25 protein-coding genes are annotated in these 23986 nt (G+C 60.2%); 12 read left to right on the forward strand and 13 right to left on the reverse strand.

Annotated elements, in window-relative coordinates:
* Positions 1-217: 217 nt before the first annotated feature.
* Positions 218-829, forward strand: a complete 612-nt coding sequence (locus tag BUE38_RS20825; protein ID WP_073437167.1) for a helix-turn-helix domain-containing protein — start codon at positions 218-220, stop codon at positions 827-829.
* A 70-nt stretch (positions 830-899) separates the two neighbouring features.
* Here BUE38_RS20825 and BUE38_RS20830 read toward each other — a convergent pair whose 3' ends face one another.
* Positions 900-1496 carry a hypothetical protein gene (locus tag BUE38_RS20830; RefSeq protein ID WP_073437168.1) on the reverse strand — a complete coding sequence of 199 codons (597 nt, stop codon included), beginning with the start codon at positions 1494-1496 and terminating at the stop codon, positions 900-902.
* Between the two features lie 280 nt (positions 1497-1776).
* Here BUE38_RS20830 and BUE38_RS20835 point away from each other — a divergent pair, with 280 nt between their 5' ends.
* On the forward strand, positions 1777-2454 hold the full coding sequence (locus BUE38_RS20835; protein WP_073437169.1) for a type 1 glutamine amidotransferase domain-containing protein: 678 nt from the start codon (positions 1777-1779) through the stop codon (positions 2452-2454).
* 66 nt (positions 2455-2520) lie between these two features.
* Here the strand turns inward: BUE38_RS20835 and BUE38_RS20840 are convergent, their stop codons facing one another.
* Positions 2521-2859, reverse strand: a complete 339-nt coding sequence (locus tag BUE38_RS20840; protein WP_073437170.1) for a zinc ribbon domain-containing protein YjdM — start codon at positions 2857-2859, stop codon at positions 2521-2523.
* Between the two features lie 98 nt (positions 2860-2957).
* Entirely contained in the window at positions 2958-3434 is a 477-nt protein-coding gene (locus BUE38_RS20845) for a YbhB/YbcL family Raf kinase inhibitor-like protein (protein WP_073437171.1), read from the reverse strand.
* Between the two features lie 395 nt (positions 3435-3829).
* On the opposite strand from BUE38_RS20845, the gene BUE38_RS20850 reads away from it, so the two are divergent.
* Entirely contained in the window at positions 3830-4291 is a 462-nt protein-coding gene (locus tag BUE38_RS20850; RefSeq protein ID WP_073437172.1) for a flavodoxin family protein, read from the forward strand.
* Positions 4292-4416: 125 nt separating this feature from the next.
* Here BUE38_RS20850 and fadA read toward each other — a convergent pair whose 3' ends face one another.
* Positions 4417-5595, reverse strand: a complete 1179-nt coding sequence (gene fadA, locus BUE38_RS20855) for an acetyl-CoA C-acyltransferase FadA (protein ID WP_073437173.1) — start codon at positions 5593-5595, stop codon at positions 4417-4419.
* Between the two features lie 23 nt (positions 5596-5618).
* On the reverse strand, positions 5619-7784 hold the full coding sequence (gene fadB / locus BUE38_RS20860) for a fatty acid oxidation complex subunit alpha FadB (protein WP_073437174.1): 2166 nt from the start codon (positions 7782-7784) through the stop codon (positions 5619-5621).
* Positions 7785-8081: 297 nt separating this feature from the next.
* Here fadB and BUE38_RS20865 point away from each other — a divergent pair, with 297 nt between their 5' ends.
* A complete protein-coding gene (locus BUE38_RS20865; RefSeq protein WP_084542078.1) occupies positions 8082-9509 on the forward strand; it encodes a DUF5924 family protein in 1428 nt (475 codons plus the stop codon).
* Positions 9510-9619: 110 nt separating this feature from the next.
* Positions 9620-10087, forward strand: a complete 468-nt coding sequence (gene slyA / locus BUE38_RS20870; RefSeq protein WP_073437175.1) for a transcriptional regulator SlyA — start codon at positions 9620-9622, stop codon at positions 10085-10087.
* A gap of 36 nt (positions 10088-10123) precedes the next feature.
* Here the strand turns inward: slyA and BUE38_RS20875 are convergent, their stop codons facing one another.
* Positions 10124-10648 carry a hypothetical protein gene (locus tag BUE38_RS20875; protein WP_073437176.1) on the reverse strand — a complete coding sequence of 175 codons (525 nt, stop codon included), beginning with the start codon at positions 10646-10648 and terminating at the stop codon, positions 10124-10126.
* 109 nt (positions 10649-10757) lie between these two features.
* On the opposite strand from BUE38_RS20875, the gene BUE38_RS20880 reads away from it, so the two are divergent.
* Positions 10758-11204: a universal stress protein gene (locus BUE38_RS20880; RefSeq protein WP_073437177.1), complete on the forward strand. Its 447-nt coding sequence runs from the start codon at positions 10758-10760 to the stop codon at positions 11202-11204.
* Positions 11205-11268: 64 nt separating this feature from the next.
* On the opposite strand, the gene BUE38_RS20885 is transcribed toward BUE38_RS20880, so the two are convergent.
* Positions 11269-13206: an ATP-binding cassette domain-containing protein gene (locus tag BUE38_RS20885; RefSeq protein ID WP_073437178.1), complete on the reverse strand. Its 1938-nt coding sequence runs from the start codon at positions 13204-13206 to the stop codon at positions 11269-11271.
* Positions 13207-13420: 214 nt separating this feature from the next.
* Here BUE38_RS20885 and BUE38_RS20890 point away from each other — a divergent pair, with 214 nt between their 5' ends.
* Both BUE38_RS20890 and BUE38_RS20895 read left to right on the forward strand, forming a co-directional pair.
* Positions 13421-14338, forward strand: coding sequence for a TatD family hydrolase (locus BUE38_RS20890; protein ID WP_073437179.1), 918 nt, complete (start codon positions 13421-13423; stop codon positions 14336-14338).
* A gap of 55 nt (positions 14339-14393) precedes the next feature.
* Positions 14394-14873, forward strand: coding sequence for a hypothetical protein (locus BUE38_RS20895; protein ID WP_073437180.1), 480 nt, complete (start codon positions 14394-14396; stop codon positions 14871-14873).
* A gap of 8 nt (positions 14874-14881) precedes the next feature.
* Here the strand turns inward: BUE38_RS20895 and BUE38_RS20900 are convergent, their stop codons facing one another.
* On the reverse strand, positions 14882-15499 hold the full coding sequence (locus BUE38_RS20900; protein WP_304363408.1) for an elongation factor P hydroxylase: 618 nt from the start codon (positions 15497-15499) through the stop codon (positions 14882-14884).
* Between the two features lie 304 nt (positions 15500-15803).
* Here BUE38_RS20900 and BUE38_RS20910 point away from each other — a divergent pair, with 304 nt between their 5' ends.
* From BUE38_RS20910 to BUE38_RS20920, 3 genes are all read left to right on the forward strand, one after another.
* Positions 15804-17249, forward strand: coding sequence for an MATE family efflux transporter (locus tag BUE38_RS20910; RefSeq protein WP_234987134.1), 1446 nt, complete (start codon positions 15804-15806; stop codon positions 17247-17249).
* Positions 17246-18247 (forward strand): DUF3080 family protein, encoded by a 1002-nt coding sequence (locus tag BUE38_RS20915; protein ID WP_073437183.1) that lies wholly within the window; start codon positions 17246-17248, stop codon positions 18245-18247. The genes BUE38_RS20910 and BUE38_RS20915 overlap by 4 nt, the downstream gene beginning before the upstream one ends.
* 120 nt (positions 18248-18367) lie before the next feature.
* Complete coding sequence (locus tag BUE38_RS20920; RefSeq protein ID WP_073437184.1) at positions 18368-19078, forward strand: hypothetical protein; 711 nt, start codon at positions 18368-18370, stop codon at positions 19076-19078.
* A gap of 148 nt (positions 19079-19226) precedes the next feature.
* Here BUE38_RS20920 and tusA read toward each other — a convergent pair whose 3' ends face one another.
* Complete coding sequence (gene tusA, locus BUE38_RS20925) at positions 19227-19481, reverse strand: sulfurtransferase TusA (RefSeq protein WP_073437185.1); 255 nt, start codon at positions 19479-19481, stop codon at positions 19227-19229.
* A gap of 21 nt (positions 19482-19502) precedes the next feature.
* Between tusA and BUE38_RS20930 the strand changes: the two genes are divergently transcribed.
* A complete protein-coding gene (locus BUE38_RS20930; protein WP_073437186.1) occupies positions 19503-19790 on the forward strand; it encodes an antibiotic biosynthesis monooxygenase family protein in 288 nt (95 codons plus the stop codon).
* Between the two features lie 86 nt (positions 19791-19876).
* Here the strand turns inward: BUE38_RS20930 and rlmM are convergent, their stop codons facing one another.
* The 4 genes from rlmM to BUE38_RS20950 form a co-directional block, all read right to left on the reverse strand.
* Positions 19877-20938, reverse strand: coding sequence for a 23S rRNA (cytidine(2498)-2'-O)-methyltransferase RlmM (rlmM, locus tag BUE38_RS20935; RefSeq protein WP_073437187.1), 1062 nt, complete (start codon positions 20936-20938; stop codon positions 19877-19879).
* A complete protein-coding gene (locus tag BUE38_RS20940) occupies positions 20925-21371 on the reverse strand; it encodes a DUF2721 domain-containing protein (RefSeq protein ID WP_073437188.1) in 447 nt (148 codons plus the stop codon). Before BUE38_RS20940 ends, rlmM begins: the two co-directional genes overlap by 14 nt.
* A gap of 45 nt (positions 21372-21416) precedes the next feature.
* Entirely contained in the window at positions 21417-21956 is a 540-nt protein-coding gene (locus BUE38_RS20945) for a YaeQ family protein (protein ID WP_073437189.1), read from the reverse strand.
* Positions 21957-22090: 134 nt separating this feature from the next.
* Entirely contained in the window at positions 22091-23650 is a 1560-nt protein-coding gene (locus BUE38_RS20950) for a BCCT family transporter (protein WP_073437190.1), read from the reverse strand.
* Between the last annotated feature and the right edge of the window lie 336 nt (positions 23651-23986).

The following is a 23986-nucleotide window of genomic DNA, read 5'->3' on the forward strand; positions in this document are numbered from 1 at the left end:
GCCATTACCTTCTGAGCCAGCCCCGAGCCTCGAACGGATCGACGCTGTCCTGCACACCACTCCAGATGCCCCAGGCCCAGTAATAATGCGGCCCAAGAGCTTGCGACCTGGTCCGTCCGGGGGATGTCTATATAAATTCATCGGGATAAAAGATTGAAGAAACGGAGCCAATCAATGAGTATTCTAAATTCTTCAAGTACCCAAACAGGATAGTTTCATGGACGCGCTGGGCCCGCGCATCAAGTCACTCAGAATCGCTGCAGGCCTCAACAAGGCCGCACTGGCACGCCAGGTCGGTGTCTCTGACGTCACCATTTCCTATTGGGAATCCGGCACCATCAAGCAGATCGGCCACGAGCGGCTGGTCGCCTTGTCCCAGGCCTTGAGCTGCCCGCTGGCTCACCTGCTGGAAGGTGAACCCAATCGACCCTCCCCCCTGTATCTGCGCCCACGCTTGCCATTGCCGTGGAACGAAGCAGCCCACAAGGGGGTCGATCTGCCATTGGAGCTGATTCCCGGACAGCGCTGGGACGGCGATTGTCATCTGTTGACGCCAGCACCGGACGAAACCTTCGACTTTCTCCATCCTTTTGACCTAGTGGCCGCCGCCCCGACGGAAATCTTCCGTCAGCCAGGGCTCTACCTGGTCACCGAAGGAGATCAATTGATGGTTCGCCGAGTCGGCCAGGATGCCAGCGGACAGCTGACCTTTCAGCGCCAGGGACAGGTCGATGTCACGCCTTATCACAGCGGACTGAGGCTGGCGGCCAAGATCGTGGCACTGTGGCGTCACGAGCCGCTGAACGAGCCTCAACGCACCCTCCGCTGACCCGGCGACTCACGCTGTCCTATACATGCCCTGCAAGCCTGTCGAGATCGGCAGGCTTGCAGGGCCGGGATCACTGAAGCGGCTCGACCGTTACACTGTCGGTGGTCCGCCTTATCTGCTGGCCGACGAGCACACGCTGCACGGCGGATACCTGTTGCCCCAAACCATGCGGAGACTCGACAATCAGCGGACCCGAGAGATGCTCTCCCCGGCTGCCAAGATATCCCTGCACCTCTCTCGGTTGCAGCTCCCCCGGAGTGGTCGTCAAGCGCAATCGGTAGTATCCATCAGAAAGACCACTACCTGAGCCAAAGGGGCCTGCCTCGAGTTCTCCCGCGCTGATGACAACACGCTCCTGCCACCGCACTCCACTGGCCTCCCGCACGACCTCCACCTGAACACGAGTGCCATCCGGCAGATTGGTTCGCCCCACCACCTGCATTCGACGGTCCGCCAGCAGGACAGCCTCCAGCGCCACTTCAACCGGTGCCGCCATCGGCTCGATACCCGCCAGATCATCCTCGACCTCGTCTGCCTCCACGGTGGCCGGCTCAGCGCTATTGGCCTCCACAGCAGGACTCGTGGAAGTCTCGCTATCATCCGTGTCGTTGTCGCACCCTGCCAGCCCCAGCAGCAGGCCAAGGGCGATACAGCCCATCATGCGCATCCACTTCCTCCCGTATTTCACCGATCCCCGGCAACCGACCACAAATCGTCGCCAGCATACCGTGACTGACTTCATTATCGACCTACTGTCAGGAAGGACAAGGGATTACGTTCAAAGGGCAAGACAGAATCTGTCGCCAGCAGACCCTGTGCTGGCCTGAGATACCTGCTATAGCTGTAGGGACACCACCCCACAACTCGCCAGGACATCACATCATCGAGTCACAAGTGATATACACAGCCAGTGGTTATCACGTCATTCATACGGAGAGCACGTGACAATGAAGATCCTGATGGTACTGACATCCCATGACCGTCTGGGGAACACCGGCAAACCAACCGGGTTCTGGCTGGAAGAGTTTGCCTCGCCCTGGTATGCGTTCAAGGATGCCGGAGCCGATATCACCCTCGCATCACCCGCCGGTGGGCAGCCACCCATCGATCCCAGTAGTGATGTCGCCGATGCGCAGACGCCGGCCACCGAGCGTTTCAAACAGGACAGTGACGCCCAGCATGCCTTGGCCACGACCGTGAAGCTGGCAGATGTACGTGCCGATGATTTCGATGCGCTGTTCTATCCAGGTGGACATGGTCCGCTGTGGGACCTCGCGGAGGACCCAACTTCCATCCGTTTGATCGAGGCGTTCCAGAGCCAGGGAAAAGTCGTGGGCGCCGTCTGTCATGCGCCGGGCGTTCTACGCCATGTACGCACGCCCGAGGGCACTGCGCTGGTGGCAGGCCGACGGGTAACCGGCTTCACCAACAGCGAGGAGCAGGCGGTGGGACTCACGGATATCGTCCCCTTTCTCGTCGAGGACATGCTGCAGGCCAACGGTGCCGAATTCTCTCGTGGCGACGACTGGGCCAGTCATGTGATCACCGATGACAGGCTGGTCACCGGACAGAACCCAGCGTCATCGCAAGCCACCGCCGAGTCGGTACTGGCGCTGCTGCGCTGACCCGGGCCCACAAACGACGAACGCCTCCAACCGGAGGCGTTCGTCAGTGGTGCAGGAAAGCCGTATTCACGCCTTCTTGACGTACATCGACTTGAGCTTCATCGGACCAATGCCATCGACCTTGCAGTCGATATCATGATCTCCCTGCACCAGGCGGATATTCTTGACCCTGGTGCCAACCTTGACCACCGATGACGATCCCTTGACCTTGAGATCCTTGATCACGGTTACCGTATCGCCATCCGTCAGCACATTGCCGTTGGCATCACGGACCTGCTTCTCCTCCTCCGCTTCAGCGGACTCTCCAGCAACCCATTCATGGCCGCATTCCGGGCACACCAGTTGCATCCCGTCATGGTATGTGTAGGGCGACTCGCAGCCGGGACAGGGGGGCAGTTCACTCACGACGATATCACCTCACGGAAAAAGGACAGGCAGACTACCCTCAGGCGCGCACAATTGCCAGCCACGCCCCCGGCATGATGCTGTTCCGGTGAGCCCCGTCATGATCGCTGATAGGTGCCCACCAACCGATTCATTCCCAACAGGTGAGGCTCTACCTTCTCCAGTAGCGCCTTCATGGTCAGTCCCTCAGGGAAGTCCATCTCGGTATCCAGCGCCAGCACCCAATAGTAATAGCGATGCAGGCCATGTTGCGGCGGCGGCAAGGGACCGCAGTAGCCCAACTCTCCCTTGTCATTGAGGCCCGGCGTGCCCAACTCGGTACCTTCATCCAGAGACGACAGGCTTGCGGGAAGATTGTAGAGCACCCAGTGCACGAAGCCGTAACCGCCCGCTTCAACCCTGGGAGCATCCGGGTCATGGCAGATCACGGCAATCCCCCTGGTCCCTTCGGGCACTCCCTGCCAGGCCAGTGCCGGAGAAAGGTCTTCTGCCTCCATGGTGTTGCGCTGAGGGATTTCCCCATCCGGGGCAAAGGCATTGCTGGAAACTGATAGTCTGGATAGAGCGAATACCATGCTGTTTCTCCTTTACCGAGTGGAAGCGTGTACTCTGATCTGCACACCAACGACAGAACTTCCTGACTCTGACATGATAGCCCTTGGGGATGATAGTCCCTGGGGATGGGAGCTCCAGCAGATGGGAGCCCCTGGAGATATTGACCCGGCATGCTTTCATGTTGGGTTAATGCGGCACAGGGAAGTGCCGCCGCCGGCCATCAGGCCGACGCGAGACCGCACCCCACCAGCAGACCGCGCATCTGTGCCAGCGTGGTGCGGACGACAATCGAATCGATCAGGATGAGCTATTTGATTGCCATGCTAATAATGGCCCAGGCTCGCCAGCTGCAGTGTTGGATATTTCGAGTGTTGAGTATTTCGAGTGGAGGATAATCCGAGTGATGGATAATCCGATGAAACGGCTGCTGATTGTTGCCCATGCCCCCTCCCCCAATACCCTGAAGCTGTGCGAAGCCGCCTGTCGGGGCGCCGGTCACCCGGATATCGACGCCGTGGAGGTGACTTGCAAGGCACCTCTGGAGTGCGGACCAGAGGACGTGTTTCAGGCGGATGCCATCCTGCTCGGTACTACCGAGAACCTCGGCTACATGAGCGGCGCCCTGAAGGACTTCTTCGATCGAAGCTACTATCCACTTCTCGACCACACTCAAGGCCTGCCCTGCGCCCTGTACATTCGCGCCGGTCATGACGGCACCGGCACTCGACGTGCCGTGGAAGGCATCGTCACCGGGTTACGCTGGCGGTGGGTACAGGAACCACTGGTCCTGCGTGGAGACTGGCAGGACGCCTTCGAGCAGCAGGTCGAGGAACTGGCCATGGCAATGGCTGCCGGCCTCGACAGCGGTATTCTCTAGCTTTTTCTGCTGGCCTTCATGACCCATGATCACTCACTGCAACGCAAAGAGCGGAGGCTGCAAGCAGCCACCGCTCTTCTTTCTGACTGACGGTCGCACATCAACAGCCGCGACCGTCAGGACCATCAGTTGAGGCGTTCAAACACCGTGGCCACGCCCTGGCCCATGCCAATACACATGGTGGCGAGCCCCAGCCGGGTGTCCTGCTGCTTCATGACATTCAGCAGCGTGGTGCAGATGCGTGAGCCGGAGCAACCCAGCGGGTGGCCCAGAGCAATAGCACCGCCATGCAGGTTGACCTTCTCGTCCATGCTATCCCGCAGGCCGAGATCCTTGAGCACCGGCAGTGCTTGAGCAGCAAAGGCTTCGTTCAATTCGACGGTATCGATGTCTCCGATGGTCAGGCCAGCCGCCTTGAGCGCCTGCTGGGACGCCGGTACCGGGCCATACCCCATGATCGAAGCATCACATCCCGCCACACCGGTCGACAGCACTCGAGCAATAGGCTCCAGCCCCAGCGTCTGGGCACGCTCGTAGCTCATCACGGCCATCGCGCTGGCACCCACCGACAACGCCGAGGAAGTGCCAGCGGTCACCGTGCCGCTACGCGGATCAAACACCGGCTTGAGGCCACCCAGCGACTCGAGGGTAGTTTCGGGGCGAATCACTTCATCCTTGTTGACCAGGATGCGACGCCCCTCACTGTCGTGCCCTTCGACACCGACGATCTCGTTGTCGAAGCCACCGGACTGCAGGGCCTGCCAGGCACGCTGGTGTGAACGCACGCCGAAGGCATCCTGGTCTTCACGGCTGATGCTGTGCAGCTTGCCGAGCAACTCCGCGGTAAGCCCCATCATCATCGCCGCCTTGGCAGCGTACTTACTTGCCGCCGGATTGACGTCGACGCCGTGTGTCATGGGCACATGCTCCATGTGCTCGACGCCACCAATGACGTAGAAGTCACCCATGCCTGCCTTGATGTTGGCAGCGGCAATATGCAGTGCACTCATTGACGAGCCACACAGGCGATTGACCGTCTGCGCCGGCACGGAGCGCGGCATGCCGGTCATGATCTGGGCGTTGCGTGCGATGTTCATCGACTGCTCGAGGGTCTGGTTGACACACCCCCAGATCACATCGTCAACGCCGCTCGGGTCGAGACCAGGATTACGCTTGAACAACGCATTCATGACCTCAGCGGACAGATTCTCGGCACGCACGTGGCGGAAGGCGCCATTCTTCGCTCGGGCCATGGCGGTACGAACGCCGTCGACCACCACGATATCTCTCGGATTCAAACTCATGGATATTCTCCTGTGTGGTGGTGTTATCTGGCGTAGAAGGTTTCGCCGTTGTTGGCCATCTGGCGCAGACGCTCGGTCGGCGCATACAGCGCGCCGAGTTCATCGGCCAGTCCATCAGCCAGTGCCACGAACTCGGGCAGCCCCATGGCATCGATGTAGCGCAGCGCGCCACCCCGGAAGGGCGGGAAGCCAATGCCGTAGATCAGCGCCATGTCCGCTTCAGCGGCACTCCCGACAATATCGTCTTCCAGACAACGTACCGTCTCGAGGCACAGCGGTACCATCATGCGTGCAATGATGTCTTCGTCGCTGAATTCACGGGGGTTGGCTGCCAACGACTTGACCAACTCGATGGCCTGTTCATCGCTGACCTTCTTCGGCTTGCCCTTGCGATCTTCCTCGTAGGCGTAGAAGCCCTTGTCATTCTTCTGACCGAGACGATCATTCTCGAACATCACCTGAATCGCGGTCTTGCCGCCATTCATGCCACCCTGAGCCATGCGGTCCGGGAAGCCTTCCGCCATCACTTCGTTGGCATGCACTGCGGTGTCCATACCCACAACATCCAGCAGGTAGGCTGGGCCCATCGGCCAGCCGAACTTCTCCATGACCTTGTCGACACGCTGGAAATCCGCGCCCTGCTCAACCAGCAGGCTGAAGCCACCGAAGTAGGGGAACAGCACACGGTTGACCAGGAATCCCGGGCAATCATTGACCACAATCGGTGTCTTGCCCATGGCTCGGGCGTAGGCCACGGTTGCAGCGACCGCGGCATCGCTGGTCCTTTCGCCGCGAATGACTTCAACCAGCGGCATGCGATGCACCGGGTTGAAGAAGTGCATGCCGCAGAAGTTCTCGGGGCGCTTGAGATTCTCGGCCAGACGGGTAATGGAAATGGTCGAGGTATTGGACGCCAGAATGGTGGACTCGGACACCTGGGCCTCGACTTCCGCCAGGACCCCAGCCTTGACCTTGGGGTTCTCGACCACCGCCTCGACCACCAGGTCGACGTGCCCGAAGTCGCCATAGGACAGGGTCGGGCGAATATTGGAAAGCTTCTGTGCCATCCCATCCGTGGTCAGGCGACCACGCTCGACCTGCTTGCCGAACAGCTTGCGGGCTTCCTTCAGCCCCAGCTCAATGGCCTCTTCCTTGATGTCCTTCATCAGGATGGGAGTGCCTTTCGAGGCGCTCTGATAGGCAATGCCGCCACCCATGATGCCAGCACCCAACACGGCGGTCTGCTTCACCGGCTGGGCCTGTTTCATGTATTCATTGCCCTTCTTCTTGACCACCTGATCATTCATGAACAGGCCGACCAGGTTAAAGCTGACATCAGTCTGCGTCAGCTTGCCGAAGCTCTTTGCCTCGATGGCCTGGGCACGCTCACGACCTTCGCCGGCGCCCTTCTGAATGACCTTGATCGATTCCACCGGTGCCGGGTAGTGCGGACCGGCCTTGCCGGCGACATAGCCCTTGGCGGTCTCGAAGGCCATCATCTGTTCGATGGAGTTGAGCTTCAGCGGACTGGTCTTTTCACGACGTCGTGCCTCGAAATCCAACTCACCGGCATTGGCGCGCGCCAGAATGTCCAATGCGGCCGCCTCGAGCTGGTCCCCGGGCACCACCGCATCCACAGCACCGACCTTGAGACAGGCGTCAGCACGATTTTCCGTGCCACCGGCTATCCACTCGATGGCGTTGTCGGCACCGATCAGGCGTGGCAGACGGACACAGCCGCCCCAGCCGGGAAGAATGCCAAGTTTGGTCTCTGGCAGCCCGATCTTTGCTGTATCGCTCATTACCCGAAAATCGGTACAGAGCACCACTTCACAGCCTCCGCCCAGCGCCAGGCCATTGATCGCCGTGACCGTCGGGAACGGCATGTCCTCGAGACCATTGAAGATTCCGTGCACACGTTCGAGCATGGCCTGGATCGCTGCCTCGCCATCTTCGAACATGCCGTGGAACTCGGTGATGTCCGCACCGACAATGAAGGCTTCCTTGGCACTTCTGAGCATCAGGCCCTTGATGCCGCTCTCGGAGCGTACTGCTTCGAGCGCCTCGCTCAACTCCGCGACCACTGCCGTAGACAGCTTGTTCACTGACCCGTCCTTGAGGTCGAAGGTCAGTATGGCGATATCATCGCCATTGCGTGCCACCGTGATGGCATTGCCTTGATAGATCATCCACGAATCTCCGCTCAGGTCTTCGCTGTGGTTGTTGATCCCGAATTCATACGGCCGTTTGATTTATTCAGAAGCTTGGTCCAAAGCCAGGATCTCGTCAACCCCTACTTTGTGGCCAGCATCCGGGCCACTCTATTGATGTAGATCACACCCTTCTTTACGGCTCTCACGCATACTCTGGATGCCTCATCATCCCGCCACGGGATTGACCCTCCATACCACAACCGTGGACCATGCAGGTTTTCCTCCCGGTTTCACCGATTCCTGTGGCCATCTTCATCTCATCGGGACCCCATCATGTCTGACGCGTCCGCCGCCCCCCACCACGGACCTACTCGTCTCCAGCGTCTTGTGGAACGCTGGGTCGTGCGCCTTCGTCCCTGGCACTGGGTCTGGCCACCCATCGCTTTCGCTGCCGGCATCGTCAGTTTCTTTCTGGTGCAACGCCAGCAGTGGCTGGGAGTGCTGCTGGCCGTGGGTATGCTGGTCACCTGGCTACTGCTGCTGTCCGAGAGTCTGATCGGACGCCTGATGGCCAGACGTGGATACCCGACGCTCCCTCGCGGGGTGACCACCTTCATTGCCCAGATGGTCCACCAGGAGACACTGTTTTTCACCCTCCCGTTTCTGCTCGCCACCACGGTCTGGACCAGCGGTCAGTCACTGTTCACCGTGGCGATGATCATTCTGGCGGTGCTGTCGATCCTGGACCCCCTCTACTACCGACTCGCCGACCAGCGCCGCTCCCTCTATCTGGTCTTCCATGCCCAGTGCGTCTTTCTGCTGGTACTGGTGTCGCTGCCGCTGGTGGTACATCTCTCCACGGGCCAGAGTCTGCTGCTGGCCTCACTGGCGATGGTCATCTTCAGTCTGCCCAGCCTACTGCACCTGCTGCGCCCGATGAATCGACGACGCTGGCTGGCACTGATGACACTGCTGCCACTACTGGCCGGCGCGGCCTGGTTGGGCCGCATCTGGGTCCCACCGGCCACGCTATGGCTATCCGGCAGCGCGCTATCGCCACAGTTTGATGCCGCCCAGCGTACCCCTCAGGGTAGCCTGCTTCTGACACCGACCGCACTGGCGGCAGGTCAGGGGCTCTACGCCTACACCTCCATTCATGCACCACGCGGACTGCGTGAAGAAGTCGTGCATGAGTGGCGTCATGATGGCGAGCTGGTGGATCGCATCCCGCTCGAGATTCAGGGAGGCCGTGCCGAGGGCTATCGAGCATGGACACGCAAGCAGAACTTTCCCGAGGACAGCGCTGGTGACTGGCGCATTGATGTCATGACAGCCGGCGGTCAACGCATTGGTGTCCTTCGCTTCCATGTCAGCGATGACGAAGCCGACGCAACACTTGCCGATGGCCGAATTTCATCACAGCCGGGGCTACCGGGATTGATGTGGCTGACCGCTGGCTCCGAAACCACAGGAGCGGATAGTCAGGAAACCAGCGGAGCCATCGGTCGGGTCGAGGAAGTCATGAAGCAGGCCAGTGAAATTGTCGAGCAGAACCAGGATGCCGTCACGGATACCGAAGAAGATACAGAGGAACCAGCTGTAGAGGCCGCCGCGACACAGGAAGAAGCTACACTCAAGGAGAGTACGGACAACCAGAACAAAGATGCAGACGATGGCACGACACAGGCTCCTTCCACCACCGGCAGGACCTCGCCGGAGGGCGAAGTGTCAGCCAAAGAGGCAGGACAGAAAGATGCCTGAGTCACTCGTCCGGGTACTGCCATCTGCACAGCGGACTTTGCAATGACTTGCATTACACGCCAAGCGTTCGGACAATCCATTCATTTGCAGTCTTACCATCGTGGACGCTCATGAACGACAATATTGGTATACAGCTGGCCCGCACACCACGCATCTGGCGTGCCGTTCTGGATCAGCGCCTTGCTCCCCTGGGGCTGACCCAGACCCGCTGGGTCACGCTCTATCATCTGTCACGGATGCCGCATGGCCAGCCCCAATGCGACCTGGCTCGAGCGATCGGGGTCGAGGCCCCATCACTGGTGCGCACTCTGGATCAACTCTGTGAACAGGGACTGGTGGAACGTTGCCCCTGTGACCAGGATCGCCGTACCAAGCGCATCCACCTGACACCGGCGGCCGCTCCCCTGCTGGAGAAGATCGAGACCATTGTGCAGGAAGCACGCCAGGAGATGCTGGCCGGGATCGACGACAGCGATCAACAGAAGCTCAGCGAGCTGCTGACACGCATCGAGGCCAACGGCCAGGCGCTATTGAATCCAGAACAGGCAGACCCGCAGCAGGAAACGACCACCGACTGATGTCGCTGTGGCTGGCTCCCGCCCGCGGGGGCCACATCACGGTGGAGTATTTGGTACGCCACCACTGCGGCGATCCGGGTTCCCCTGCAATACATCACGCAGAGCCGAGGCAGGTGCTGCGAACCGCACAAAATCCTCGGCTTCGAGCGATTCATCCCACCAGACTGTCAGTGCCTTGTCACTCGACTGCACCGCGACAGCATCGTCCGGTAGCTGGCTCAGCAGTCGAGCGAACAGCGCATTGACCTGCGGAGAGAGCGGTCGCAGAGGCTCTACTCGCCAGCGCCAGCCAGCCACATAGGACTTGAGCGAGGCGCTGGCATGGGCCTCACGCACCAGCAGAAATCCCGGCCCCGGCCGCAAGGCAGGATAGAACCAGCGATAGGCGGCCAACTTGTCGCCGTTGCCATGCAAGGGCCCATCCTCGAGACGCACATTGACCTCCACTCTTGCCGCTGCCTCTCGCAATCGCCCCAGGCGACGCTCCCGCGCGCTGGGCCTCAACCACATGGCAGGAGCGAACACCATACCGACCACGAGCAGGATCATAAGCCACAACATACGGTTTCCTCAGCAAAAGCGTTGATATTCAGCGTTGTCTTGCGCACGCGAGCGGCCTAGAGTGTGAGACATCAATTCCGACATCGACCGCCGCTGGAGGCGTCTTCTCATGAGCAACGAATACCGTCATGTACTGGTTGCCGTCGACCTGACCAAGGATTCGCACCGAATCCTCGAGCGCGCCCTGCAGATTGCCGACCGCAACCACGCCAAACTATCGATCATGCATACGCTGGAACCGTTGGGCTTTGCCTATGGTGGCGACATCCCCATGGATCTGACCAGTATTCAGGATCAACTCGACGAGCACGCCAGACAGCGACTCGCTGAAATCGCCGACAGTAACGTCTCGCGGGACAACCAGCATGTGGTTGTCGGTATGCCGGATACCGAGATTCACCGCTTCGCCGATGAAAACGACGTTGACCTGATCGTGGTCGGCTCCCATGGCCGGCATGGCTTCGCCCTATTGCTGGGCTCCACCTCCACCGGCGTTCTGCATGGTGCGCAATGTGACGTCCTGGCCGTGCGTGTTGGCATGGATAGCGAAGAGTAACCACCGAGCACTCGTTCGCCCCACCACTCACTCGCAAGTCGGTCAAGCGGTGGGGCTGCCGACGTCAACTTTCTCCGGCGGCCATCGCCTCGAGTTCCATCCAGCGCTCCATGGTCGCCTCGAGCGTCTCCTGAATGCTCTGCAACACCCCCAGGCGCTCGTTGATGGTGCCTGAATCCTGCTGGTAGAACGCAGGATCACCGACTTCCCTTTCCAGCTCTGCAATCTCGTTCTCCAGCCGCTCGATCTCGGCGGGCAGTGCATCCAGCTCACGTTGCAGCTTGTAGGACAGTTTGACGGGTTTGGCCCTGGCTGCCGGGGCGGAGGGTGCGGCAGTGCTCGCAGGCTTCGCGTCGAACCGGTCATCAGTGGTCGGCTCCACGCCCTGACGAGCCGCGCCTTCCCAGGGCGCAGGTGGCAGCTTGCCGCCTTGACGCACCCAGTCGGAATAGCCACCGACATACTCGCGGACACAGCCCTGGCCTTCAAAGGCCAGCACGCTGGTCACCACATTGTCCATGAAGGCCCGGTCGTGGGAGACCAGCAGCAGGGTGCCCTCGAAGTCCAGCAACAGCTCCTCGAGCAGCTCCAGCGTTTCGACGTCGAGGTCATTGGTCGGCTCGTCCAGTACCAGCACATTGGCCGGCTGGGTAAACAGCTTCGCCAGCAACAGTCGATTGGACTCACCACCGGACAGCGCCTTGACCGGCTGGCGTGCTCGCTCCGGTGAGAACAGGAAATCCTGCAGGTAGCTCATCACATGACGATCGCGGCCACCGACAGCAATGCGGTCACTGCCCTGGGCTACGTTGTCATAGACGGTCTTGTCCAGCTCCAGTCCAGCGCGCAGTTGATCGAAGTAGGCGACCTGCAGCTTGGTGCCCATACGCACCTCGCCTTCACTGGGCGTCAGTTGGCCCAGCAGGATCTTGAGCAAGGTGGTCTTGCCGGCGCCGTTGCGGCCGATCAGGCCAATACGATCACCACGCTGCACTTCGATGCTCAGGTCACGGATGACGGTGGCATCCTCGAAGTGCTGAGTGACATGCGACAGCTCGACCACGCGCTTGCCGCTGCGTTCACCACTATCCACCGACAACGAAGCCTTGCCTTCGCGCTCACGCCGTTGACCACGCTCGCGACGCAGTTGCTCCAGCGCCCGCACACGGCCTTCGTTACGGGTACGACGGGCCTTGATGCCCTGACGAATCCAGGCTTCCTCCTGGGCCAGCTTCTTGTCGAACTCAGCGTTCTCGCGTGCCTCGATCTCGAGCTCGTGCTGTTTCTGCGCCTGATAGGCGGCGTAATCCCCGGGATAGCGCCCAAGACGGCCACGGTCCAGCTCAAGGATGCCGGTCGCGAGGCGTGACAGGAACGCCCGGTCGTGGGTAATGAACAGCACCGCTCCCTGGAACGCAGCAAGCTGCTCCTCGAGCCAAGCAATGGTGTCCAGATCCAGGTGGTTGGTCGGCTCATCGAGCAGCAGTAGATCCGGCTCGGCAACCAGCGCACGTGCCAGCGCCACACGCCGCCGCCAACCCCCGGACAGAGAAGCCATGGCGGCGTCGGCGGGCAGGCCGAGGCGTGTCAACACCACATCGATACGCTGGTGGAAGGACCACCCGTCGATAGCCTCGAGACGCGTCTGCAGAGTCGCCATACGCGACATGTCCGGATCATCGGATTGCACCAGGTGATGATATTCGGAGAGCAGCTCACCGGCTTCGGGAAGCCCCTGAGCCACCATGTCGAAGATGGTGGCGTCACAGGCATCCGGAAGCTCCTGTTCCAGCACGCCGATCTTGAGGCCAGGGGCCCGCCAGATGGTGCCACTGTCCGGCAGGTTGTGGCCCGCCACCAGGCGCAGCAAGGTGGATTTACCCGTGCCATTGCGGCCAACCAGCGCCAATCGCTCGCCTCTTTCAAGGCTCAGCTCGGCATGGTCCAGCAGAATATGGTGGCCATAGGCCAGTTGCAGCTGCTCGAGTCGTAGCAGAGTCACTCAATATCTCCTTTCCGAATGCACGCAGTGTACCTCAAGGCAGGGGCTACAAGGCAGCAACAATCCCGGTCAATCCAGCTCGGCAGCGTCTTTCCATGGCCTGCCAGGGCCGCGAACAGTACAATCCAGAGACCGTATAACCCTGGTCTGCCGAAGGCAGGCCCCACTGCGGTGGCATTCAGCCATTCAAGCGAATCCAGATCGGGAGTCCAGTTTGTCCAACGCCGCACCCTCAGCCGTCGACACCTTGCCTGAAGCACTGCGTTTCAGCTCCCCGGCACCATTGGTCGATATAGGCGCCAACCTGACCCATGAGAGCTTTGCGCAGGATCTCGAGCCGACGCTCAGCCGGGCACGTGCTGCTGGTGTGGACACCCTGATCATCACCGGTACCGACGTTGAGCATGCACGTCAGGCACTGGCGCTCAGTCACCGCTACCCGGGGCTCTATGCCACTGCTGGCGTGCATCCCCACGATGCCAGTGAGTGGACTCCTGAGGTGCAGGCGGCCATGGCGGAGTTGTACCGGGACCCGTTGGTAGTGGCTGTGGGCGAATGCGGGCTCGACTTCCATCGCAACTTCTCGACACCCCAGCAACAGGAACATGCCTTCGAGGCACAACTGGCTCTGGCCGCCGACAACGGTCTTCCACTGTTCGTACATGAACGGGATGCCGGCGAGCGGATGAGCAGTATCCTGCGCAGTTGGCGCGACGATATCCGCCACGCCGTGGTGCACTGCTTCACCGCCGACCGCGAGACACTACACCGCTATCTCGACCTCGACCTGCACATCGGCCTGACCGGCTGGATCTGTGATGAACGCCGAGGCCACCATCTACGCGAACTGGTGGCAGACATACCGAGCCATCGCCTGATGGTCGAAACCGATTGCCCTTATTTGCTACCGCGCAATCTTCCGGCCAAGCTCAAGGGACGTCGCCACGAGCCGGCGCTGCTGCCATGGATCGTGCGCGAGATAGCCCACTGGCGCAACGAAAGCGAAGCCCAGTTGGCCATCAGCAGTGCCGCGACAGCACGTAGGTTCTTTGCTCTTGAAACCGACCTGGCTCTTGAAACCGACCTGGCTCTCGACACTGACCGGTTCCGGCCCGGGGGAGGCTCGGACTGATGTCACCCACCGTTCACACCGTCATGAATAACCATTTCCCCAGGGAGTCCTGAACATGGACGACATTCCAGCTTTCATCGCCGTGGAAACCGGCGAAGATGGTGGCCTGCCCCTCTCCATCGCCTGGAGCCTGCCGGATGGCACCATCAAGCACACTCTGATTCAGCCCGACGATAACTGGCTGGACAACGAAACCGTCTCGCTCGGCGACTACAGTCTCGAAGAACTCTCCAGCATCGGAGTCAGTCCGCTGGACGTGATTCGCGAACTTGAGACAGACCACTTCAATGCCACCCTCTACACTGCGGGCGTCTTCGACGATGAGGCGGCCATCTCGCGGATATTTGATACCTATGGCATGGACCCCTTCGTCGAACTGGCGCCAGCCGAGTCACTGTATCCAGACCTTGTTCCCGGCGAGTGGGCCCGTGCGCGTAATGAGGTATTCAGCCATCTGGGGCTCGAACCCATGCGTCCAGAGCAGGAAATCGAGGTCATGCTGCATCTCCACCAGCACCTGCTGAACACGGACTGACCCGTTGCTCAGGCGGGCTGAGGGGTTCCTCGGCCCGCCTTCGGGCGTTCCGTGACAAGGCGCTCCCGGCCAGCCTTCACGGCATCACGCAGTGCCACTCCCCGATGGTAGAGTTCGCGCAGGGCACGCTCCAGAGCGGCGGCCCGCAACGGCAGCCCCTCGCTGACATAACGGTCGGCGCGCGCGCTCACTCGCGCCTCGAAGGCCTCTCGATCGACTTCCACATCGCCCAGATTATCGACACTGACGTGAAAGCGGATACCACAGGCACGGCTGAGCACCAGCTCCAGCGCCTGGGGCGCGATCTCGACCTTCTCGAAGTCATGCTGCTGCTGTGCATCACGACCATCCGGGATGTACCAGTAACCGTAATCCTCCAATAATCGACGGCGTTCACCGGCAATGCACCAATGACTGATCTCGTGCAGAGCGCTGGTGTAGAACCCCCGAGCGAAGATCACACGATGCCAGGCGCAGTCGGCATCCGCCGGCAGATACAGCGGCTCGTCACCACCGCGCACCAGACGGGTGTTGAAGGTATCGACAAACAGGCCGTCGAACAGCGCGATGATATCTTCCAGGCGATGTTCGGCGCGTCGAGTATCACTGGCCGGTGCGATTTGCAACGAGTTTGCAGGCGATGGAACGGTTTCAGACATGGAGGGTAAGAAGAAACTTCCAGGGTTGATGATCGGCAAGGTGGTCGATGAAAAGGCCGGTGACAACAAGCCCACGGGCTCGTGCTGGCCAGGCGCCATAGTGTACACCAGCGGGCAATACCATGATGCCCCGCCATGAACCAGAAACCTGAATCTCGATGCGCCAGAACAGTGCAACATTGATACACTTCAGCAAGCTGTCATTCACAAGACATGACCGGCTTTCTCACCGGGCAAGACGCCCATCCGACTCTGCATGGAGCATACAGCAGTGCGTGTTCTTCCTACGGACCTGGTGTCCACCAGCCGCCGCGAAAGCTGGCCGCTGATTCGTCTGGCTCTGCCCATCTGTGGGGCTCAACTCGCCCAGGCGGGCATGAGTGTTGTCGACATAATGATGACTGGCCGCCACAGCGCCACCGACCTCGCGGCAGTGTCGGTCGGCGCCAGCCTGTGGATGCCATTGATGCTGTTCATGACCGGGACCCTGATGGGGCTGACACCGATCGTGGCACACCTGCTCGGTGGCGGTCGCCGTCAGCAGATTCGGCCCAATGTCCACCAGGCCCTGTGGATCGGCGTGGCCATGGGGATCATTGCCGCGCTGGTGCTGTGGTTCTGCGTGGAGCCAGTATTCCGCTGGATGGAGGTTCCCGAGGCCGTTGCCCAGCAGGCTCAGGCCTATGTCGGGGCCGTTGCCTTCGGTATGCCCGGAGTGGCGATATTCCTGTCACTGCGAGCCTTTTCCGATGGGGTCAACCATACCCGCCCTGCCCTGTGGATCAGCCTGGTAGGGCTCGCGGTCAACATTCCCAGCAACTTCCTGCTGATCAACGGCGGCGCAGCGGTGGAAGCACTGCTCGGCCCGGCCACTCCTGGCTTCATTGCCGACATTCCAGCGCTGGGAGCCTGGGGGTGCGGAATCGCCACAGCACTGGCGATGTGGGTCATGAGTGTGGCCATGGTGATCTACACTCAGCGCAGCCGAGCCTATGGCGACATCGAGCTGTGGCACTCACCAAGCCCGCCGAAGCTGAGTGTGATCCGGGAGCTGCTGTTCGTCGGCGTCCCCATCGGCGTAGCCATCTTTGTCGAAGTAACACTGTTCACCGTGATCGCACTGTTCATCGCCAGCCTGGGCGAGATTGTGGTGTCTGCTCACCAGGTTGCACTCAACTACACCTCGGTCCTGTTCATGCTGCCGCTGTCTCTGGGCATGGCGCTCACAGTCCGGGTCGGCAACACTCTCGGAAGTGGTGACGCTCGCCTTGCCCGACTGGTGGCATGGAATGGCATCCTGATCGCCTTTGCCGTGGCCATCCTGAACAGCATCGTTCTGTGGCTGACCGCCGACACGGTAATTGCCCTCTATACCCACAATCCGGAGGTCCAGGCATTGACCTTGAGCCTTATCGGGCTGGCAATGCTCTACCAGGTCTCGGACTCACTGCAGGTCGCCATGGCCGGGGCCCTGCGTGGCTACAAGGATACCCGAGTGATCATGCTGATCACGCTGCTGGCCTACTGGCTGGTCGGTCTGGGAGGCGGCCACCTGCTGGGAGAATACGGCCTCGGCCCGTGGCTGGCGCCCATGGGCGTGCATGGGTACTGGCTAGGCCTGGTAGGTGGCTTGACGGTAGCGGCGGTACTGCTCGGTGAGCGTCTGCGCCGCCGCAGCCGCCGCATGATCATCAAGGCCCAACAGGGAGCGGCATGAAGCGTTGGGGACCCATGATGACCGTACTGCTGGTCGGTTGGCTCACTGCCTGCAATGGCAGCGAGTCGGCCGATCAGTTGTCGACCTGGCAACAGTCCCTTGGCGAGGCTCTGGGTCAGCCCCTCGGCGAGCCTCGGCAACCCGGCAACATCGGTGAATTCCCCGCCCATCGCGACCTGCTTCTCGACACCAGCGATGTCCGTGAAGGCATGCTCGATATCTATGCACTGCGACACTGCGGTATCACCAACCTGGTGGCCAAACGCAACAATCAACTCGGACGTGTCGCGCCCCCCAGTCAGCGCTGGGTCTACGAGCTGACCTTGTGGCGACGGCTGGACAGTTGTCTGAATGGTGATACCGCAGATCACCTGGCGAAGGAGGATCTGCACCGCCTGCAACGTATTACCACGCTGAAGGCCCGGGAGCTGCCGACTGCCAGCTACAATGCCCTGGTAGGTTCCGATGAGTGGACCGGCAGCTTCGCCCGTGCCAGTGCCATATTGCCGCCTGATGAACTGGCATCCGTCGACGACCAGTTGCCTGCGCTGAACTATCTACGCGAGGCTGTGGAACACCAGTTCGACCACAATTGGCAGCCGGACATCTCGATGCTGGAGGCACACCTCAACAGCCTTCGCTCTCGCCCACTCAGTGCCGAGTTGATGCGATCACTGATACAGGCCTCGACACGTGTCGAGGAAGGCAATGTTTTGCTCACTCGCGCTCTGGAGATGACATCAGGCTGTCCTGCACAGTGGCCCCCGACACTGCCTTCACCCCCGGCATGGCTCGATGACCTCACGCATCAGTCAACGCGCTGGTTCACTGCCATGAACGAGCTGCTGGACGCCCATATAGCGGGATCTCCCGCACTTCAGAAATACCGTCGAGAATGGCTTTCCCTGGACAACAGAGACGCCCCGTTACCGCGTTTTATCGCCGCCCACGAGCACTACAGACAGTTGCTACACACCTTCAACCAACGCTGTATCTAGTCTCGGGACTTACGTTGCATCACCAGTCTGTGCTATTCATGAAAACAGTGACGCCAAGCGCGACACTCGGCCTCAGGGTCGAGAGGTGAGCCGTAAACACGCAGCCGCTGGAGGGACATCATGGGAATCCCGCTGTCACCCCGCACCGCCAGAGTCATTGACCTCGAGTCCATGCGTCAGCGCCAGCAGGCGCATCGCCGTTTCGTGCGGCTATCGCCGGAGCTGGATTCACTGGAAATGGTCTACTGCCTGGCATCCGATCCGGATACGCTATACGGCATGCCGATTCTGGCCTGGGGACTACGCGAGAACGGCGATATTGTCGGCCTTGTGCCGTGGATGGAGTCACTCACTCCCTGTGAACAGCTCAATGACCCGGACTACGGTCATTTCGTCGGGTATCGTGATCCGGAAACCGAGGAACTGCTCGACGAGCCTCCCGAGCACAAGGAGATGGAGCTGCGCCACGCGGCGGCCTACTTCGAGTACGAAGATACCGATGAAACCACGCTGATCCAGACACTGCCTGAGCACCAGGGTACTCATGCCCTGTGCATGGATGAGGAACAGTCTCCCTGGCAGCTCAAGCAGGTCTTCGGCTGGCGTCTCTACAGTGATGGATCCATCGAGGCGCTGCTGGCCGACGAAAGCCTGATCCAGTCTGTGCCCGTGGTGGCCACTGACCCCTGCCTCTACCCCGGCCATAGCCGTCACCGTGTGGTGTATTTCTTCCAGCGGCAGATCGCCAACCTCATACGTGATGAAGACCCGGCCACACTCGAGGCACTGGCCATGATGGTAATGCCTGATTCAGACTACTCAGCGCAATAAGGACCATCGCCTCACCAGACCATGGGGAGCAGTCCGCTGCCAGGCCCATACTGAAGCTGGTCCATACGGAAGATCGCGGCGAGGCACTCCACCTCGCCGCTCGGCATTACCCAGGCAGACCGGTTGAATCGGCGTTGGCCGGGACGTCTCAAGCAAGGCGAATGAAGTAGAGGTGTGTGCCATCCGCTCCAGACTGCTGACTCACCAACTCATGCCCCAGAAACTGACAGAATTTGGGGACGTCTCGCGTGGTCGCCGGATCGGTGGCAATCACCTTCAGTATCTGACCGGAGCTCATGTCCCGTACGGCATTGTGCATCAGCATGATCGGTTCAGGACAGAACAGGCCGGTTGTATCCAGTTCCCTGTCACAGGCAGGCAGAGCATCAACAGAATCCACCATCAACACCTCGGAGTTGAAATCATGATAAAAATCATCATCGAGCGACGCATCATGCCGGGTCTTGAGGAAGAATACGAGCAGGCTGCTCGGGAAGCCATGCGCCAATCACTGGGCGCCAATGGCTTCTTCGGTGGAGAAAGCCTCGTCGAGCAGAACCACTCGGACCGTCGCCTGATGATTACCAAGTGGCGCGACCTGCGCGCCTGGAAGGAATGGTACAACAGTGACGCACGAACACAGGCCATGCAACGCGTTCAACCACTGCTTACCGAAGAGGAAAAGGTAACCATCTACGAACCGGCCTACTGAGCCCCGACCCGAACAACAACCGCCGGGGAACTCTCCCCGGCGGATTCGTCGATCGATCAAGCTGCACTCTTGATCAAGCTGTGCTCTCAATCAAGTTGTACATGGACCGTGACTTCCTCACGGTCATGGTAGAGGTGGCGGCAGCGAATCCTGGCCCGCACACCCGCGTCATCAAGTCGCTGTGCCAACCCCTCCAGGCACCAGTCGACCTCCTCCCAGCGTTTCTTCATCGGCAACTTGAGATTGAACACCGCCTCATGGCACCAGCGTTGCAGCAACCAGCGCTCCACCATCGACATCACCCGAGCCGGCTTGTCGACGATATCGCAGACCAGCCAGTCCAGACGCATCGGCGGTGACCAGACGAAGCCATCCTCGCGAAGGTGCTCGACCATGCCGGTGGCCATCAATCCCTTGTTCATCGGGCCATTGTCGATAGCATAGACATGCATGCCTCGGTGAACCAACTGCCAGGTCCAACCACCTGGTGCAGCCCCCAGATCGGCGGCTTGCATGCCTTCGGCGATACGGGTTTCCCACTGGTCACGAGGAACGAATTCGTGCCATGCCTCCTCGAGTTTCAGCGTCGAGCGGCTCGGAGCACCATGGGGAAAGCGCAGGCGACGGATGCCGCCGGGAAACTCACTGCGATTGCCCGGAAAACTTATGCCCAGCTGCACCTGATCACCATCACGCCAGACCAGGTGCAGCCGTCGTCCTCCGGCCTTGCGACGCAGCGCACCACGCTTCTTCAGGTGACTCGACAGTGGGCGCTCAAGTGCCTTCAGCAGCCCGGAGAGCGCCTTGGCCTCATTGGTATCCGGTGTTTCCTGCCAGATCTCCTCGAAGCTCCAGCCACTGGCCTTGACCTGATCGACAATGGCCGACAAGCGATCATCGCGCGACAGCTGCAATGGCGGTAACGCCACCAGTGTCTGGCGCGCAAACACCAGTTGTTCGAGCTTCAGCTGCCGATGCAGCTCATTGGCCGGCTGCTCATCAGCGAGGATCACCCGCACCAGCCCCTCACTCATCCAGGGCTTGACCTCGGCCTGTTCTCCCAACGCCTGAATACGATCCTGCAGCTCCGCTGCGAGGTCCGCTTCAAAGCCGGGTCGGCATAGCATCAATAGTTCATTCGGCTGCATTCTGGTCCTCTTCAGCACGGCTCTTCGAGGGCTGCTGACGCGCCCGCGCATATCCTTCCAGATCCTGCAGTTGCACATTGAGTGCATTGGTCGAGATCAACACTTCCCAGAGCGAGAAGACCAGTGAAATCGACAGCGTTACCAGACTGATCCCGAACAGTATCAAGCCGAGCCAATCCAGCGAAATGAACAGCGCAAACATCGACAGGGTACAGAGCAGAAAACTGAAGACCCCGGCGACCTGCATGCGCTTGGTCAGCGAGATCCGTCGACGCAGCAGCATGATCTGCCGCAGGCGCGCCTCACTGCCGAGACTGGACTCCGCCTCGGCCAGCTTACGGATCAGCGAGGCCAGAGTCAGAAAACGATTGGTATAGGCCAACAGCAATAACGAGATGGCCGGAAACAACAGCGCCGGCGTGGTGACATTCACAGGAGGAAGCTCCGCATCATCATCTAAAGCCTTGCAACATACCCGCTATCGCTCGCCCACCAGCCACTCCAATGGCACCTCGTGCTGTCCTCGCTCGTCAGTGATAAAAAGCTCACCATCACTGATCATTACCGCCCAGTTCAGGGAACGAGGCATATCGCGCGCCAACTCTTCCAGCACTTCCGGAGACACCGCGACGACATTGAGATTCTTCAGCTGGCGCACAGGGTCCAGCTCCTTGCTCTGCCAGACCCGGAGATTGCCATAGGCGACCAGGGTGAAGCGTTCTGTTCGGCGAGAGCACCAGGTCATGCGCTCGCTGTTGGGCTGACCAACCTCGATCCAGTGCAGTACCCGGCCATCGAGGCTCTTCTCCCACAGAGCCGGCTCGTCCACATCCGATAGCCCGCGGCCGAAGGCCAACTGCTCGTGATGGAACAGTGCATAGGCAATCAAGCGGACAGCCAGACGCTCTTCAGTTTCCGAGGGGTGGCGAGCAACAGTGAAACGCAACGTCTCGTAGACATTGCGATCCATGTCGGAGAGATTCAATTCAATCTTGTAGGGTGTGGCTTGCAGGGCCATGAGTCGACTTCCGGGCTGAACCAGGGGCTGCAGTCTACCTTGGATTCCCGGCCATGTATTGTCTCGGCACAGGACTGCTGTCAGCCCCTGAAAGCGAACTCTGTACGAGGCCGGGACCTCGCACACGGTCATCGCTACACAAGCCCCTGCTCACGCGCCATCGCCCTTGCCGCACGCGGCCCGGTCCATAGCGTCGGCAACATGACCAGAGATACCGGGATGGCGGTAATGACGATGAACTGCTGCAACGCACCGATCTGCCCGGCTCCCATGCGCAGCAGAATGCCCGCCATCAACGCCATGGCGATGCCCCAGAAGGCCCTGATCAGTGGGCTGGGCTCGTCATGACCACTACCGACTACGGAAATCGCATAACTCATGGAGTCGCCAGTGGTGGCAACGAAGATCGTCGTCAACAACAGGATCGCCAACACCATGATGGAACCACCAGGCAGAGACTCGGCGACGGTCAAGGTCGCGACATCAAACTGGAAGTTGTTCAGTGCTTCACTGAGGTCAAAGACACCGGTCAACTGATAGTAGATGCCCGAACCACCCAGTAGCGTGAACCAGATGGCCGTTGCCACCGGGGCCATGACGGCAACCGCGACGATGACCTGTCGGATGGTACGACCACGTGAAATCCGTGCTACGAAGATGGCCATCAATGGACCATAGCCGATGAACCAGGCAAAGAAGAATACCGTCCACCATTGCATCCACCAGTCAGGAGCCGTCTGCGCCGTCATGGTGGCCATCTCGAAGAACGAGCCCAGATAGGTGCCGAATCCCTGAAAGAATGCATTGGTCAGGAACAATGTCGGCCCGAACAGCAGGATGACCGCCGCAATCGCCAATGCCAGCAGCACATTGAAGCGACTCAGAAGCTGGATACCACGATGAATCCCGCTCACTGCGGAGGTGACATAGACCAGCCCCAGCATAACCAGTACCGCCAGCTGTGTGGCGTAGCCGTCCGTCACACCGAACACGCGGTGCAGGCCAAAACTTACCTGAGTGGCAAGAAAACCAATCGGTCCCACGGTTCCTGCTACAACAGCAATCACACATAGCGCATCGACAACGCCACCCAAAGGGCCTTTCATCAGGCGTTCGCCCAGCACGGGGGTCAGCAATGTACGTGGCTGAAGCGGCAGGCCCTTATCGTAATGCGCATGCGCCAATGCCACGGCTGCCAGAGTCCCCAGCACCGCCCAGCCCAGGAACCCCCAGTGCGTAAAGGACTGTGCCAATGCACCGGCGACAGCTTCCGGCGTGCCCGCCTCGGTCGTAAAGGCCGGAGGCGTTACGATGAAGTGATATACCGGCTCTCCAGCGGCGAAAAACACTCCCCCACCGGCCAGCAGAGTACACATGATCATCGACAGCCACTTGAAGGTGCTGAGCTCAGGTGTATCGAGATTGCCGATGCGCGCCAACGCGCTTGGGCTGATGGCAACACCAATGGCAATGAAGAACGTCAGCAACAGCAACAGCTGAAAATAACTGCCCATGGTCTTCGCCGTCCAGGCAAAGCCTGCGGCTATACCGCTTGCCACCATGTCGATGTCATACAGCGAAAGCGCAATGAATCCGACGATAAAGCCAATGCTGAGTAGCAGTACAAGGGGATCGCCCAGACGGTGGCGTGACGAATCATCACCACTGGCAAGGGCTGGGTTGGAATCAGTCATATCAAGATGTGCGGCAGCAAGGCACGCCAGAGGGCATACCGGATTACCGGAAACTCCTGTTGAAGGGAATGGGAAAGTTGTAAGCGGCGGGTTTCGAGCTACGAGCTACGAGCTACGAGCTACGAGCTACGAGCTACGAGCAGCATGATGGTGTCACTGAGGGCTGTGCCAACCTCCAGAAACGTGAAATTCCAGCCATCCTGGTGACCGGGGTTGGCAAGCAACGAGCTTCGAGCAACATGGGGCCACGGAACCGCTCGCGGCCCGAGCGCAGCGTGCTCGTGGCTCGCAGCAAAAAAAAATCCCCCGGACGTATCCGGGGGATTTTTTCGAATA

This window comes from Halomonas cupida, from assembly GCF_900142755.1.
Lineage (GTDB): Bacteria > Pseudomonadota > Gammaproteobacteria > Pseudomonadales > Halomonadaceae > Halomonas > Halomonas cupida.

What these genes read in the sequence shown, in the direction of transcription:
- BUE38_RS20845 (WP_073437171.1), bottom strand. Translation starts at nt 3,434, where the DNA reads ATGGTATTCGCTCTATCCAGACTATCAGTTTCCAGCAATGCCTTTGCC.
- BUE38_RS20865 (WP_084542078.1), top strand. Translation starts at nt 8,082, where the DNA reads ATGTCTGACGCGTCCGCCGCCCCCCACCACGGACCTACTCGTCTCCAG.
- BUE38_RS20880 (WP_073437177.1), top strand. Translation starts at nt 10,758, where the DNA reads ATGAGCAACGAATACCGTCATGTACTGGTTGCCGTCGACCTGACCAAG.
- BUE38_RS20930 (WP_073437186.1), top strand. Translation starts at nt 19,503, where the DNA reads ATGATAAAAATCATCATCGAGCGACGCATCATGCCGGGTCTTGAGGAA.
- BUE38_RS20945 (WP_073437189.1), bottom strand. Translation starts at nt 21,956, where the DNA reads ATGGCCCTGCAAGCCACACCCTACAAGATTGAATTGAATCTCTCCGAC.
- fadB (WP_073437174.1), bottom strand. Translation starts at nt 7,784, where the DNA reads ATGATCTATCAAGGCAATGCCATCACGGTGGCACGCAATGGCGATGAT.
- BUE38_RS20835 (WP_073437169.1), top strand. Translation starts at nt 1,777, where the DNA reads ATGAAGATCCTGATGGTACTGACATCCCATGACCGTCTGGGGAACACC.
- BUE38_RS20875 (WP_073437176.1), bottom strand. Translation starts at nt 10,648, where the DNA reads ATGTTGTGGCTTATGATCCTGCTCGTGGTCGGTATGGTGTTCGCTCCT.
- BUE38_RS20830 (WP_073437168.1), bottom strand. Translation starts at nt 1,496, where the DNA reads ATGCGCATGATGGGCTGTATCGCCCTTGGCCTGCTGCTGGGGCTGGCA.
- BUE38_RS20915 (WP_073437183.1), top strand. Translation starts at nt 17,246, where the DNA reads ATGAAGCGTTGGGGACCCATGATGACCGTACTGCTGGTCGGTTGGCTC.
- BUE38_RS20895 (WP_073437180.1), top strand. Translation starts at nt 14,394, where the DNA reads ATGGACGACATTCCAGCTTTCATCGCCGTGGAAACCGGCGAAGATGGT.
- BUE38_RS20825 (WP_073437167.1), top strand. Translation starts at nt 218, where the DNA reads ATGGACGCGCTGGGCCCGCGCATCAAGTCACTCAGAATCGCTGCAGGC.
- BUE38_RS20920 (WP_073437184.1), top strand. Translation starts at nt 18,368, where the DNA reads ATGGGAATCCCGCTGTCACCCCGCACCGCCAGAGTCATTGACCTCGAG.
- BUE38_RS20950 (WP_073437190.1), bottom strand. Translation starts at nt 23,650, where the DNA reads ATGACTGATTCCAACCCAGCCCTTGCCAGTGGTGATGATTCGTCACGC.
- fadA (WP_073437173.1), bottom strand. Translation starts at nt 5,595, where the DNA reads ATGAGTTTGAATCCGAGAGATATCGTGGTGGTCGACGGCGTTCGTACC.
- BUE38_RS20850 (WP_073437172.1), top strand. Translation starts at nt 3,830, where the DNA reads ATGAAACGGCTGCTGATTGTTGCCCATGCCCCCTCCCCCAATACCCTG.
- tusA (WP_073437185.1), bottom strand. Translation starts at nt 19,481, where the DNA reads ATGGTGGATTCTGTTGATGCTCTGCCTGCCTGTGACAGGGAACTGGAT.
- slyA (WP_073437175.1), top strand. Translation starts at nt 9,620, where the DNA reads ATGAACGACAATATTGGTATACAGCTGGCCCGCACACCACGCATCTGG.
- rlmM (WP_073437187.1), bottom strand. Translation starts at nt 20,938, where the DNA reads ATGCAGCCGAATGAACTATTGATGCTATGCCGACCCGGCTTTGAAGCG.